At 68.3% G+C, this 13082-nt stretch carries 13 protein-coding genes and 1 pseudogene; 10 read left to right on the top strand and 4 right to left on the bottom strand.

Features of this window, described 5'->3' with window-relative positions:
• Nucleotides 1-441: 441 nt before the first annotated feature.
• On the top strand, nt 442-1119 hold the full coding sequence (locus SNA_RS39010) for a uracil-DNA glycosylase (protein ID WP_078969570.1): 678 nt from the start codon (nt 442-444) through the stop codon (nt 1117-1119).
• A gap of 108 nt (nt 1120-1227) precedes the next feature.
• On the opposite strand, the pseudogene ispH reads toward SNA_RS39010, so the two are convergent.
• Nucleotides 1228-1831 (bottom strand): annotated as a pseudogene (ispH, locus tag SNA_RS00050) (4-hydroxy-3-methylbut-2-enyl diphosphate reductase); the annotation flags it as partial.
• 364 nt (nt 1832-2195) lie between these two features.
• On the opposite strand from ispH, the gene SNA_RS00045 reads away from it, so the two are divergent.
• Together SNA_RS00045 and SNA_RS00040 are read left to right on the top strand one after the other, a co-directional pair.
• A complete protein-coding gene (locus SNA_RS00045) occupies nt 2196-2435 on the top strand; it encodes a hypothetical protein (protein WP_030065436.1) in 240 nt (79 codons plus the stop codon).
• 421 nt (nt 2436-2856) lie between these two features.
• Nucleotides 2857-3222: a hypothetical protein gene (locus SNA_RS00040; protein WP_030065437.1), complete on the top strand. Its 366-nt coding sequence runs from the start codon at nt 2857-2859 to the stop codon at nt 3220-3222.
• Nucleotides 3223-3424: 202 nt separating this feature from the next.
• Here the strand turns inward: SNA_RS00040 and SNA_RS42020 are convergent, their stop codons facing one another.
• Complete coding sequence (locus SNA_RS42020; protein WP_157879841.1) at nt 3425-3580, bottom strand: hypothetical protein; 156 nt, start codon at nt 3578-3580, stop codon at nt 3425-3427.
• 136 nt (nt 3581-3716) lie between these two features.
• Between SNA_RS42020 and SNA_RS00035 the strand changes: the two genes are divergently transcribed.
• The 7 genes from SNA_RS00035 to SNA_RS00010 all read left to right on the top strand — a co-directional run bounded on the left by SNA_RS00035 (nt 3717) and on the right by SNA_RS00010 (nt 10500).
• Nucleotides 3717-5003, top strand: coding sequence for a helix-turn-helix domain-containing protein (locus tag SNA_RS00035; protein ID WP_241779496.1), 1287 nt, complete (start codon nt 3717-3719; stop codon nt 5001-5003).
• 122 nt (nt 5004-5125) lie between these two features.
• Nucleotides 5126-5470, top strand: coding sequence for an effector-associated constant component EACC1 (locus SNA_RS40975; protein ID WP_051877232.1), 345 nt, complete (start codon nt 5126-5128; stop codon nt 5468-5470).
• A complete protein-coding gene (locus SNA_RS38110; protein WP_051877233.1) occupies nt 5463-7448 on the top strand; it encodes a caspase, EACC1-associated type in 1986 nt (661 codons plus the stop codon). The genes SNA_RS40975 and SNA_RS38110 overlap by 8 nt, the downstream gene beginning before the upstream one ends.
• A 310-nt stretch (nt 7449-7758) precedes the next feature.
• Nucleotides 7759-8130: a DUF6415 family natural product biosynthesis protein gene (locus SNA_RS00020; protein ID WP_030065441.1), complete on the top strand. Its 372-nt coding sequence runs from the start codon at nt 7759-7761 to the stop codon at nt 8128-8130.
• Nucleotides 8127-8300 carry a hypothetical protein gene (locus tag SNA_RS42015; RefSeq protein ID WP_157879840.1) on the top strand — a complete coding sequence of 58 codons (174 nt, stop codon included), beginning with the start codon at nt 8127-8129 and terminating at the stop codon, nt 8298-8300. The genes SNA_RS00020 and SNA_RS42015 overlap by 4 nt, the downstream gene beginning before the upstream one ends.
• 179 nt (nt 8301-8479) lie before the next feature.
• Nucleotides 8480-9652 carry a cupin domain-containing protein gene (locus SNA_RS00015; protein WP_044362389.1) on the top strand — a complete coding sequence of 391 codons (1173 nt, stop codon included), beginning with the start codon at nt 8480-8482 and terminating at the stop codon, nt 9650-9652.
• Between the two features lie 5 nt (nt 9653-9657).
• On the top strand, nt 9658-10500 hold the full coding sequence (locus SNA_RS00010) for a hypothetical protein (RefSeq protein WP_030065442.1): 843 nt from the start codon (nt 9658-9660) through the stop codon (nt 10498-10500).
• A gap of 522 nt (nt 10501-11022) precedes the next feature.
• Here the strand turns inward: SNA_RS00010 and SNA_RS00005 are convergent.
• Together SNA_RS00005 and SNA_RS39005 are read right to left on the bottom strand one after the other, a co-directional pair.
• A complete protein-coding gene (locus SNA_RS00005; RefSeq protein WP_078969567.1) occupies nt 11023-12792 on the bottom strand; it encodes an ABC transporter ATP-binding protein in 1770 nt (589 codons plus the stop codon).
• Nucleotides 12793-12812: 20 nt separating this feature from the next.
• On the bottom strand, nt 12813-13082 hold a 270-nt coding region (locus SNA_RS39005; RefSeq protein ID WP_107070859.1), incomplete at its 5' end, for a lasso peptide biosynthesis B2 protein.

Here is a 13082-nt window from a genome sequence, read left to right as displayed (position 1 = left end):
CCGGACCTTCACCATGCCGATGGACGGCAGGTCGATCTACGTGGAGGCTCGACCAAAAGGTGCGGGGCTCGGAGGAGCTGCCGAGGGGCGTGCACCCGGACAAGCTCAACCCACCGGCATGTCCGATGGGTTGGGGATGTAGTTTCTCGATCGAGGGGCCTGGCCTGTGGCTATGACGGAAGCCGAGTGGCTTGATCACTGGAAGCAACGTGCGCCGCTGCTCTCGGACGAATGCCTGCGCGACCTCATGGACCGTCTCCAGGAAGGCGAGGACTGATGGCAGCAGCCTATTCCCAGGAGCTGCGTGTTGGGGCTCTCCGGCTCGGACCGAGCAGCCAGCCGCCGATCACATATATAAGGGAGGGCAGGGCGGCCGGTGAGCACCGGGTTGTGATGGCTGGAGTGGGAGGCGCAGCGCGTAGGCCGGTAGGGTGACGGGCTGTGGCAGCACGAGCGTTGGATGAACTTGTTGAGCCTGGGTGGGCGGATGCGCTGCGCCCTGTGGCGGGGCGGATCGCTGCGATGGGTGACTTCTTGCGTGCGGAGATCGCAGCCGGCCGTACCTATCTGCCGGCTGGGGCGCATGTTCTGCGCGCGTTCCAGCAGCCGTTCGATGAGGTGCGTGTTCTGATTGTGGGGCAGGATCCCTACCCGACTCCAGGGATGGCCATCGGGCTTAGTTTCGCGGTCGCGCCGGAGGTGCGTCGTTTGCCTGGCAGTCTGGAGAATATCTTTCGGGAGTTGCAGGCGGACCTTGGTCTGCCTCGGCCTTCCAATGGTGATCTGACGCCGTGGACTCGGCAGGGCGTGCTGTTGCTGAACAGGGCGCTGACCACGGCACCCGGCAAGCCCGCGGCTCATCGTGGCAAGGGTTGGGAGGAAGTGACCGAGCAGGCCATCCGCGCTCTGGTCGCGCGTGGAAAGCCGATGGTGTCGATTCTGTGGGGGCGTGACGCACGTAATCTGCGGCCATTCCTCGGTGACCTCCCGGCGGTCGAGTCCGCCCATCCCTCGCCGATGTCGGCTGACCGCGGTTTCTTCGGTTCACGGCCCTTCAGCCGTACCAATGACCTTCTGGTCAGCCAGGGGGCTGAGCCGGTGGACTGGCGCCTGCCATAAGCTGGGCGGCAGCCGCAGCGACACGCGAAGGCCCCGCCCGCGATCACGCGGGACAAACGGGGCGAACAGCAACCCAGTCACGCACTCACGACCGCTGACGAATCGAGGCCAGGTCTCCTCGATCTCGTCGGCGAAGTCGACCAGGTACGCGGCGTCCGCGCCGGCGAGCTTGGCGACCTCGACCAGGCGCATGGAGTTGGAGGAGTTGCGGGAGCCGACCACGATGACCAGGTCGGCCTCGGCGCCCATCTGCTTCACCGCGAGCTGGCGGTTCTGTGTGTCGTAGCAGATGTCGTCGCTGGGCGGGGAGATGAGCTGCGGGAACTTGTCCTTCAGGGCGTTGACGGTCTCCATGGTCTCATCAACGGAGAGCGTGGTCTGGGAGAGCCAGACCCTTGGTCTCGTCTCGTACGGTCACGCCTGCGACGTCGTCGGGGCCGTCGACCACGGTGAGGTGGCCGGGGGCCTCGCCGAGGGTGCCGATGACTTCTTCGTGGCCCTCGTGGCCGATCAGCAGGATGTGGTAGCCCTCGTGTGCGTAGCGGTTGGCTTCCCTGTGGACTTTGGTGACCAGCGGGCAGGTCGCGTCGATGGTCGCGAGCCGGCGGGCGGCGGCCTCCTCAAGGACGGTCGGGGCCACACCGTGCGCGGAGAACATGACGATCGCCTCCTCGGGTACCTCAGCTGTCACGTCGACGAAGATCGCGCCTTCTCCGAACCAAGCCGGACTGGATGACGAGCGGGTGCGGCGGATGAGGCATGATGGGGGTCATGTACTCATCCCCGAAGCATGAACACCACAGGGTTCAGACCCTGTTGAGGTGGGCCGGGGCTCTGGTGTCTGTGCAGGCTGTCGCACTCGTGATCACGGCGTTCTTCGGTGCGCTGGCCGGTGGACAGCCGTCAGACCGGGGAGGTCGTGTTCGACGATCTGGGCCCACTCGACCTTCCGCTTCTCGCAGTTGAGATTTCCTTCCCGCTTGCCCATGGGTGCGGGGAGGAATCACGTGTACCCCCTGCCGGGAGGGTTTTCGTCGCCTCTCTCGCCCCTCGACTTTGGCTTTCGAGGGAAGAACATGTCACCGCTCGACAAGATCAAGAGCCTATTTGGCCGCCGGCATGCCCAGACGCCGGACTCCGACCGCGGCAACGCGAACTCCGATGACAAGCAGGCGGCGGAGTCCGCTGCGGCCGGCCTCCCCGACAAGCCGCGCGCTGAAGGCTCAAGCAGGTGGAACGCCGTTGCTCGGGGAGCCGCTGAGGGAGCCGCGCGGGAGACGGTGCGGATCATCTTCGAGGAGTTCTTCAACGACTAGAACTCGACGGTCTGGGCGGCCTGCGTCACCGCGAGCCGCCCAGGCTGAACGGTGGGTGCCAGCCGGGCGACGTGCTCGGATACTGCTCAGTGTCCTGTCGCTTGGGTGACCGCGGCACTGAAGAAAGTGGTGTTGTTAGGGCAAGACCCAGATACGCCAGAAACCCGCCACGTGGTGATCTCGGATCGTTGAGCACCCCGCCCCGTCACGTGTTCGGCCCGGCGGCCGGTCGGCGGGCACTGGAGCGCCAGGGTGCGCGGGCGTGTTCTGCGCCCGTTGTACGCCTCCGTGCGCCCAATCGCGTGTATGGCTGAATCTTGCCTGTCGGCTGGACACTCTCAGCACGCAGCGCCTCCGGGTTCTCTGGCCTGAAAGTGCCTACCCGAAAGCCTGGGCGCTGCTGTCCCGAGGGGAGAAGGCAATGCCACGTATCCGACACCGCCTCAGCACTCTGGCCGCCACCGTCGTCCTGGTCATCGGGAGTGGCCTGGCCCTGGCCACCCCGGCCCATGCCGATAACGGCACCGTGATCACCACCGACTTCAACAGCGCCGGCCATCCCATCGGCGCGCAGGACAACACCTGGGTCAACAGCAAGAACTGCCAGACCGACACCGTGCCAGGTGGAACCGCCATGTTGCAGGTCAGCAACCTCTCGACAGCACCGGTGAAGGTCTTTGCGGGCCCCAACTGCACCGGGACTCCCTTTGGCACGGTAGAGCCATTCTCCCTCGGGACGACGTTTCACTTCGTAGAGACCTTCCCCTCCCTCGAGCCGTTGGATTGATGGGCGAGCGCCGCACCTCGTCTGTCGCCCTCGTGAGGCCGGGCTGACTGTGCAGGCAGCATCGCCGATGGCCCGGCTTCGGCTGGAAACCCGACCACGGGCGCTTTCGATCGGCCGTTTGTCTCGGCGTCGTTGGCGCCCCGTCAGACGTTGGAGATCACCCCGTGGCGGGTTTCTGGCGTATCTGGGACGTGCCCCTTGTTCACGTCGAGTCTGTCAGGACCTCGCGGAGATCAACAGGAACGCCCTTGCCGAGACTGGCCGCGATACGGAGGATCCGGGTCTCACTGCCCGAGCAAGGCAGTTCTCCCCTCGCAAGCGCGGCAACGATCATCAGCCAGTCGATGCCGGTGGTCACGTACCACCGCCAGAGTGCGGCGTGTTACCCCCTACAACAGCGCTCCTTGCACCAGTAGCGTGGCTTGCTCACGCGGTGGGGATACGGGACCTCGGGGGCTCGCCCAGTGGCGGGGAACGAACTGACGCTCGGGAAATTGGTTGCGAAGGCGCGCAGGCGCAAGGGCTGGCCGCAGCGGGACCTGGCCGCGATGATCGACCGCTCCGAAAGCTGGGTCTCCCAGGTCGAACGGGACATGATTCCCGTCAACAGCCTCGGGACGTTACGCGAGTTGTCCGGCGCCCTCGACGTCTCGCTGCCCGATCTCCTGGCTGCCGCGCAGCCTCCGAGCCAGATGCCAAGATCGCCTCGTAGGAGGTGTGCCTCCACTAGTGTGGGCGGCAATCTTGCTCCGGAGGAGGGTGACGACGACGTGCGACGCCGTAAACTGCTGGCCGCTGCGGCGGCGGTCTTCACCTCCCCGCTGGCCAGCGCCACACCGGCCCAGGCCAGCACCCTCGCACCGCTGGAAGACCTCCTCCTCTACGGCACTGCCCCCGTGCCACACGGCAGCGATGTGACACCGGCCGGTGTCGCCACGGCGGTCAAAGTGTCCCGGCAGCATTTCCGCGCCGCCCGCTACGACACCCTGGCCAAGACCCTCCCCGGCCAAATCGCCCAAGCCCAGGCCCTCAAGCCGGCAGAGGTCTCGGCCGCAGCGGTCGCCGATCTCTACAACATTGCCGCGCGGCTGTGCATCAAGCTCGGCGAGGACGGACTCGTCGCGATCACCGCTGACCGCGCGCTGAACTCCGCACGGGCCGGCGGTGACGCGCTGACGACTGCGGAGGCGCACCGGATGGTCTCCAGTGCGTGGCGGCGCCAGGGTCACCTGGCACGGGCCACCGACATCGCGGTGCGGGCCGCGCAAGACCTGCGGGCCGACCGCAGCGCCCCGGAGCCGGCACGGTTGGCAGCTGGCAGCTCGCTGTTGGCGACCGCCGCGTACACGGCGGCCAAGAGGGGCGACCGCCAGACCGCGCACGCGCTGATCGGGGAAGCAGCCCAGACCGCTCACGCCGGCCGGACGCCGCCCGATGCCCGCACCGATGCCGGGATCCAGCAGGTGCTGCTGCATCAGCTGTCGGTCCACTACCTCCTCGGGGACGCAGGACAAGCGATCGACCTGGCCAGGACCATCGACCCTGCCGCGCTGCCGACGGCGGAGCGGCAGGGCAGGTTCTTCATCGATGTCGCCCGCTGCTTCGACCAGTGGGGCAAGCCCCAGCAGTGCTACCGGGCCCTGCTGGCCGCCGAGCACGCCGCGCCGCAGGAGATCCGCCGAGGGGCGGCCCGGGACCTTGCCGGCGGCCTGCTTCACCATGACCGGAGCCTTCCGGGCGTTCGCGCCTTCGCCGGCCGCGCGGGCGTTGTCCTGACGTGAGTCAGAAGAAGGGTGGTCAGGGTAGCTTGGGTCGTGTAACCGGGATGTGCGATTCGACCCCCGGCCGGACAGCTTCCTGGGACGATGTCGGCTCAACGCTGATGCCAACCAACGGAGGTTCTGTGCTGTCCGACGGGGGTTCACACACGCGAGACAGGGTCGAGCTGGCGGTCTCCGATCCGTCGCAGCTCGCGGCGCTGCGCGACTGGATGAGCGGTCAGCCCGGGGTCGATGTGGCGGTGGTCGCCGGGACGCCGGGGCCGGGCGAGCTCGGCGTGCTGGACGTCCTGGTCGTGCTCGCCGGCAGCAGCGGGGTGGTGGGAGCGATCAGGACGCTGCCGGACTTCATCCGCTCGCGGCGCTCCGGCATTCGGATCGAGACGACCGTCGATGGCCAGCCGTTCGTCCTGGACGCGACCAACGTCGACGAGGTCATGCCGATCCTGGAGCGGCTCCTCGATGACTGACACCGTCCCCTTACGCGATTATTCGCGCTCGCGTGCGGTGCTCATCGGCGCCTGGGACTACGCCCATCTGACACCGGTGCCGGCTGCGCGCAACAGCCTGGAGCGAGTGGCAGGGCTGCTGACCGGCCCGCTGTGCGGCTGGCCGAAGCCGCGGGTGAAGGCGCTGCGTAACGTCCGCCGACGCGATCACTTGCCTGACCAGTTGATGAAGCTGTTCGACGGTGTTGAGGATGTCGCGCTGTTCTACTTTGTTGGGCACGGGCAGCTGTACGAGGACGAACTGTGCCTGGCGTTACGGGAATCGCCCCAGGCCGGTCCGCGGCGCACGACCGTTGGGCTGCCGTTCTCCGACGTCCGCGCCGCGCTGCGCGCATGCGACGCCCAGACGAAGATCGTTATTCTGGACTGCTGCTTCGCGGGCCACGCGGCCCGGACCGAGCACACCCTGGCGTCCACGTCCACGAATGTGATCGACAAGACGCTCGGGACGGGCGCGGTGACGATGGCAGCCAGCGGCGCGTACCGGACCGCCTGGTTCGAATCCGCCCCGGACGTAGCCGCCCCGCAGACCTACTTCACCAAATACCTGGTCGACGTGATCGAGCAGGGAATCCCCGGCCATCCCCAGGGCCTACCCCTGGGCCCCATCTACGCCCGGACGGCCGATGCACTTGCCCGCGACCACCGGCCGGAGCCGACCCGGTCGGTCCGGCACGACGCGGACCGCTTCATCCTGGCCCGCAACATCGCCAAGCCCCCCGAGTCCCCAGCAGCCCTGCCGGAAACGCCGACGGCGTCCCCGTCTCGGGACCGCGACACAACGCCCCCCAACATCCCGGCACCATCCAGCCCCTCTCCTGACAGCGGCGCAGAATCGGCAGTGCCCACCGCGCGTCGTGGACCGAGTCGCCGCAGCATCGTCCTCGGCGGCATCGCCACCCTGGCCACGACCTCGGGCGCAGTCCTCATAGGATTACGACTCGCCAACGGCGGCAGGGACCATGAGTCGAGAGACAACCCAAGCTCCCACCCCAGCGCCGGCGGCCATCGGCCGAGCGACCCTCCAAGCCCGCACCCGTGGTTCAGCATCACCAACACCACCGGCACCGTGACCCCGATGACGTTCAGCCCCGACGGCAAGACCCTCGCCGGCAGCGACAGCGACAACACCATCGGGCTGTGGGACATCGCAGCCCGAAAACACACCGGCACCCTCACCAGCAGCACGAAGGGTGTGCATGCGCTGGCCTTCAGCCCGGATGGCAATACCCTCGCCACCGGCTACGACGACAAGACCGTCCGGTTGTGGGATGTCGCCGCCCGGAAGAGTATCGCCACCCTCACCGGCCACACCGGCCCTGTGATGTCAGTGGTGTTCAGCCACGACGGCAAAACCCTCACCACCGCCTGCAACGACAACACCGTCCGGTTGTGGGATGTCACCGCCTTGAGGAGCATCACCACCCTCACCAGCCACGCCGAACCCCACGCCAAGGTGAATCTGGTGGCGCTCAGCCCCGACGGCAAAACCCTGATCAGCGTCAGCTACGACCAATCCATCCGGCTGTGGGACGTCACCGACCAGCAAGGCACAGTCACCCTCACTGGCCACACCTCCGCTGAATCGGTGGCGCTCAGTCCCGACGGCAAGACCCTCGCCACCGGCTGCTGGGACAGGACCGTCCGGTTGTGGGATGTCGCCGCCCGGAAGAGCATCGCCGCCCTCAGCGGCCACACCAGTGCTGTGGACTCCGTGGCGTTCAGCCCCGACGGTAAAACCCTCGCCAGCGCCGGCAGCGACGGGTTGTTCAACTACGGCGATCCTGTCGTCCGGTTGTGGGATGTCGCCGCCCGGAAGAGCATCGCCGCCCTCAGCGGCCACACTAGCCCTGTGGACTCCGTGGCGTTCAGCCCCGACGGCAAGACCCTGGCCAGCGCCAGCAGTGACCACACCATCCGACTGTGGAAGCTCACTTGAGGGCGGCATCAGGGTCGTGCGGCCCTAGAACGAGCCCGCTCCAAGTCTGAGAGATCGCCGCCCCCATGCGGGGCGGAACGCAGACGTGGCGCGCCTATACGACTCGTCGGACACGGCGTAGCTCCGTGCGGCTTCGAAGGCGACCAACTGGATTGAGCCGCAAGCGATTTGCTACCTCGCAAGTCGTTTGCGGATCTGCCCCTCCTGGCGGCGGTTGACTCCTCTTAGCCGCCAGGGGCCGCGCACGGCCGGCCTCCTCTTCGCCCCAGGCGGCGGCGGTTGACCACCCCCGTCTTCGAGGAGTCGCACCATGGCAACCACCCGCACCACCCCGCCCCCGCCCGCCGTGGACGTCGGCAGTGATCAGTTCCAGGCCGACATCGACGCCGCTCTGCGTTCTCGGACCACGCTCCCGCCGTATGACGAAGTCCTCCGGCTGATCGACACCCTCAAGGGCAAGGGGCACCTCGCTCCGCTCGTCGAGCAGGCCAAGCAGCACGTCAACGAACACCGTCCGCAAGACGGCGGGTGGCGCCAGGCGATCTCGGGGGCCGAGTTCCAGCTCCGGGCCGGCCCCGGAGACGGCCTGGTCTCGGCAACGCACCGCCTCCAGGCCCTCGCCCGGTGTCTGCTGCATTTCCAGCGGCAGCTGTACCGAGACATGGCGGGCGGGGGCCAGTGAAGGGCCGCCACCGCGGCGGAGACCCCCGGCTGGAGGTGTGGCTGGAGCGGCTGTGGCTGCTGGGCACCACCGTTGGCCTGACCCTCCTGGCGGTGCTGACCGTCCAGCACGACGGCAACCAAGCCCTCGCCGCCCCGACCGCCGCCCCTGACACCGGCCCGGCGTCGTAGGCACCCCGCAGCTTCCCGCCGAAACTTCGGCGGGAGAACCAGAAGAGAGACAAGGAGCGCGAGATGGACAACCTGATCGTCTCGAAGCGCACGGTGAAGGCCGCCCGCACCCAGGACCGCCTGAGCGACGGCGGCGGCACCGGCAAGGGCGACGGCAACGACTGATCGGAGCCCAAGAAATGACCGCCATCACCGCGGCGGTCGAGTGCCTCGGCGGGGACTTCCCCGCCGAGGCGTTCGGCCGCACCTACCGCCACTGGCCCCACGTCGCCGACTTCACCGACCTGTTCACCTGGGACGACCTCAACGAGATCATCGCCCGCCACCGTCTCGAACCGCCACGGCTGCGGCTGTTCAACGACGGCACCCAGGTCCCCCCACACGCCTACACCCACCCGGTGGTCACCAAGCGCCACACCGTCTGGCACCGCATCGAACCCGGCAACCTCCACCACCACCTGAACGACGGTGCCTCCCTCGTCCTGGACGCCGTCGACGGCCTCCATCAAGGCGTCGAGTGCCTCGCTGCGGCCCTCGAACGGCAGCTCCGGACCGACGTACAGGTCAACCTCTACGCCTCGTGGACTCCGAAGGAGGGATTCGGCCTCCACTTCGACGACCACGATGTGGTGGTCCTCCAACTCGAAGGCGCCAAGCGGTGGAGGATCCACGCCTCCACCCGCATCGATCCCCTACGCGTCGACGTCGAGGCGCCCGAGCCGCCGGTCGGCGAGCCGGTCGCCGAGATCGTGCTGCGGGCTGGCGACATGCTGTACCTGCCGCGCGGCTGGTGGCACGCGGTCGCCGCCACTGAGGGCCGCTCCCTGCACCTGACGTGCGGCCTGACACCCACCACCGGCGCCGACCTCCTCGCCTGGCTGACCAGCCGGCTGCGGGCCTCAGCAACCGTGCGGGCCAACCTCCCCACCCACGCACCCTGCGATGCACAGGTCGCCCATCTGGGCACACTGCTCAAGGAGTTCACCGCAGGCTTGCACGAGGGGGTGATCGAGGAGTTCCTGGCGGCGCGGGGCGCCATGGATCCGGGCCGCCCGATGCCCTCATTGCCGTACGTCGACTGCATCCCCGCCGAGCCGGACCTCCGCGTCCGTCTGACCGCCTCGGGCGCCTGGTACGAGGTGGACGGAGAAGGCCGCATCGTAGTGGGCGCAGGTGGGCAGCAGTGGACGTTCGCCGCTCCAGTCCTGACGGTGATCAAGCAGCTGGTCGACGGACGGAACGTATCGCTGGGGGAGTTGGCGGTAGCCTCGTCGCTCACTGTCGGCCAGATCGCCGCTCTGGCAACCGAGTTGGTCGCAGCCGACGTCGCCGCCGTCAGCCGCAGAAGGTAGCCGGGATGTTCACTGCCCCTGAGAACGACGTCAGGGACCGCATGCTCGCCGCCCGCGACCACGCCCACGCCCTGCTGGGCCTGGGCAGCGCCGCGGGCAGCGAGGTGTGGGGGTATGCCGGCCGGACATTGTCCGGCCCCGCCGCGGCCCCGGGCGGCCCCGCCTGGCTGCGGCTGGTCAGCGAACCGGAAGGCAAAGCCGGTGGGAAGCTGTGGGAGGGCCCGAAGGAAGCCGAGGCGTCGGTGCCCGTCGCCGTGCCGCGGCCGCCACTGATCGACGTGGCGGACTGGTCCGCTGACGGCTGGGACTACCGCGCCGAGCTGTACGCGTTCGTCACCGCCCCGCCGGTCTGCCGCAGCCCGGTCGTCGACGACGACGTGGAATTGCCGGATGCCTGGTGGCAGGGCCTGCATCAGGCCCTCGACCACCTCTCTCGCGCCACAACCGGCCGCCAGGCGGTCCGCGAGCAGTACATCCGCCGCCGTGTGCCCGAGTACACCGGCATCACCCCCGGCGAGATCACCTTCACCACCGCCCACGGCGATTTGCACTGGGCCAACCTCACCGGGCCGACCCTGACCCTGATGGACTGGGAAGGCTGGGGCATGGCTCCCGTCGGCTACGACGCGGCGAACCTGTACCTGCATTCGTTGCCTGTAGCGGACGTGGCGGAACGTGTCCGCAAGGAATTCGCGCACGTCCTGGGCACCCCCGCTGGGCTGGTCGGTGAACTGACTGCCTGCACCGAGATCCTCCAGGCAGCGTCCCGGGTGCGGTTCTACGCCGAACTGGCCGACCAGGTGCGGTGCCATGTCGATCTTCTCTCGTCGTCGTTGAACAACTCGTAGACCTCAACTCCCCAGTTCCCAGGGCCTAGAGAGGCCCGGTTGCGTAGCAATTGGCTCGCATGGCTGCCACTGCCGTGCTGGAGGTGTGGGCCGCGGCCGGGGGCTGAGTGAGCTGGTGCGTTTACGCGGTGTCTGGTGCGAGGGCGACCGCCGAAAGCCGCACTGCTGGCGGGCCCGCAGGTTGTGCCTGTGGTCAAGAACGCCACCCAAGGCAGAAGGAGGAGGAGTGTCGGCAGGAGCGTACGGTCGGGCGGCGGCCTCTTTCACCCGTCCAGCCGGCCCACTCTTGTGTGTCGTGCCCCGGGCCCGCCGCCTGCCGATAGTCCCGAGGCCCCTTGGCGGGGAGGCATTCGCATCCTGGGTGGATCGTGTCGCGTGGGCGGCGGATATAGCGCCCGGCCAGGCGGCCCGTGCGCTCGGGCTTCAGAAGCCGTTCTCCTATCGATCAACGTTTTGCTTTTGATCGAACAGGGGCCCTGGTCGAGTGATCCAGCTTTGCTGGTGGCATGAAGGAGGGGGGTACTACGAGTCGTTTACCCGATTCGCCCGGGTCGGGTATGGAGCGGGTACGGCTCCTTCGCCGTCTTCCTGAGTTGGCACATGCCCCGCGGGAGGGCCATCACACGGGCTGCGCGTGACTCCGTTGTCGAGCAGGAGACGGAGGGTGGCGCCTGTCAGGACGGTTTCGCGGTGTGTGACCACCAGCACCGCGCAGTGCTGTCCGATGTGCTGCAGGGCCGCGAGTACGGATTTTTCGGCGGCGGGGTCCAAGTGGGCGGTTGGTTCATCGAGAAGGACGAGTGCAGGGCGCGGCGCGAGGGCTCGGGCGATGGCGATGCGCTGCCGTTGGCCTCCGGACAGGGCCGTGCCGTGTTCGCCGACCATGGTGTCCAGGCCGCCGGGCAGTGTGCGGACGTGGGTTGCCAACCCGGTGAGTTCCAGGAGGGTCCACAGTTCGTCGTCGGTGGCCTCGGGTGCGGCGTAGGCGAGGTTGTCGCGGATGGAGCCGTGCAGGAGGGGGTTGTGTTGTTCTACGAGGCCGACCACGCGTCGGTACTCCGCCATGGGCCATCGCATCGCGTCAGTCCCCTGAAACAGGACGCGTCCGCTGTCTGGTGTGTAGAGACGGGCGGCGAGGTTGAGCACGGTTGTCTTGCCTGAGCCGGAGTCGCCGAACAGTGCGGTGACTCCGCGCGGCGGCAACTGGAAGCTTGCTCCCCGTAGCACCATGCGCTCCCGCTCGTGGCTGTACCAGACGTTGTGAAATTCCAGTACGGGCGTGCCGGGCGCGGGGGCCGGGGTGGCGCCGGCTGGTGCCGGCTGCGCTTCGCGGTGGCTGTCGGCTTCCTGCGGCTGGGCGAGGGTTTCGGCGATGCGGCCGGCAGCGCCGCTGGCCTGTTGCAGCAGGGCGGCGGCGCTGACGAGGGCGGTGAGGGGGACGGAGAGATAGTTGAGATAGAGCAGGAAGGCCGCCAGGTCAGCGATCGAGGCAGTGCCCTGAGTGGCGCGGACTGCCCCGACCACGACTGTCGCGGTCAGCGCGGTGTGGAGGGCGAGCTCGCTGGCCGGCATGAGACCCGCGTTCAGCCGCGCCATTCGGATCCCGGCGGCGCGGGCTTGGCGGGCGTGAGCGGTGATGCGGTCGGCCTCGCGCTGGGTGGCGCCGCTCATGCGCACGGTGCGGATGGCGCTGAGCGCACGCTCCAGATCGGCGCTCATATTGCCCAGCAACCGCTGGTTGGTCTCGGCGGCCGGGCGCATGCGGTGCAGGGCGGGCAGTACCGCGAGGGCGATCACCGCGACGACGGTCACGGCGGTCGCCAGCAGCCACGGGTCGAGCCATGCCATCAGTGCGAGGACGCCGAGCAGGCCGATGACTCCCGTCACGGCGTCGGTACAGGCCATGGTGAGGCCGGCTCGCAGGGCTGTGGTGTCGGTGCTCGCGCGGGAGAGCAGATCACCCAGGCGGTGGTGTTGGTAGTCGCGGGCCGGCAGCCGCAGAAGGTGGCCGATGAGAGTGGTCCGAAGCTGCAGGACGATGTCCTCACCGGTTCGTCCCAGCACGTAGCCGCTGGCGGTCTGTAGAAGTGCCTGGGCCGTGATGAGGGCGGTCAGGGCCCCGACGGCGGGCCACGGAGGTGGACCGTGGCGCCCGGCCGTATCGACGATATGGCTCACCAACAGCGGCTGGGACAAGCCGAGACCCAGAGTGCAGAGCGTCAGCACAGTGCACAGGGCGAGGACCCTGTGGTGGCCGCGGGTCAACCGGACCAGCATACGAAGCGTGAGCATGCTTTCTGATACGACGTCGCTCACGTCGTGGTCGGCGGTACGTGGGGGCCGACAGCCATGATGGTCCGGTAGTGGTCTGCCGGAAGCGGCTCGTCGACGGGTTGCCCTTCAGCCTCTACCCATGCGTGGGCGGCGAATGGCTGGGTGCGCACTCCGGTACACCAAGTGGGCCAGCTGCCCCACATCCGACACAGCAGCGCGGTGGCAAGGGAGCGTTGCAAACAGCCCTCACCCGCGCAGAACACGCTGAGCGCGACCACGCTGCCACGGGCCCGGCGTGCCTCGGCGAA

The sequence above is a fragment of the Streptomyces natalensis ATCC 27448 genome (assembly GCF_000935125.1).
GTDB lineage: Bacteria > Actinomycetota > Actinomycetes > Streptomycetales > Streptomycetaceae > Streptomyces > Streptomyces natalensis.
Note: the sequence above shows the minus strand (reverse complement) of the source record. Positions and strands in the feature narration are given on the sequence as shown.

Coding starts and splice junctions, on each gene's coding strand:
- SNA_RS38110 (WP_051877233.1), top strand. CDS start 5,463: ATGACTGACACCGTCCCCTTACGCGATTATTCGCGCTCGCGTGCGGTG.
- SNA_RS00020 (WP_030065441.1), top strand. CDS start 7,759: ATGGCAACCACCCGCACCACCCCGCCCCCGCCCGCCGTGGACGTCGGC.
- SNA_RS00015 (WP_044362389.1), top strand. CDS start 8,480: ATGACCGCCATCACCGCGGCGGTCGAGTGCCTCGGCGGGGACTTCCCC.
- SNA_RS00005 (WP_078969567.1), bottom strand. CDS start 12,792: ATGCTCACGCTTCGTATGCTGGTCCGGTTGACCCGCGGCCACCACAGG.
- SNA_RS00040 (WP_030065437.1), top strand. CDS start 2,857: ATGCCACGTATCCGACACCGCCTCAGCACTCTGGCCGCCACCGTCGTC.
- SNA_RS00010 (WP_030065442.1), top strand. CDS start 9,658: ATGTTCACTGCCCCTGAGAACGACGTCAGGGACCGCATGCTCGCCGCC.
- SNA_RS00045 (WP_030065436.1), top strand. CDS start 2,196: ATGTCACCGCTCGACAAGATCAAGAGCCTATTTGGCCGCCGGCATGCC.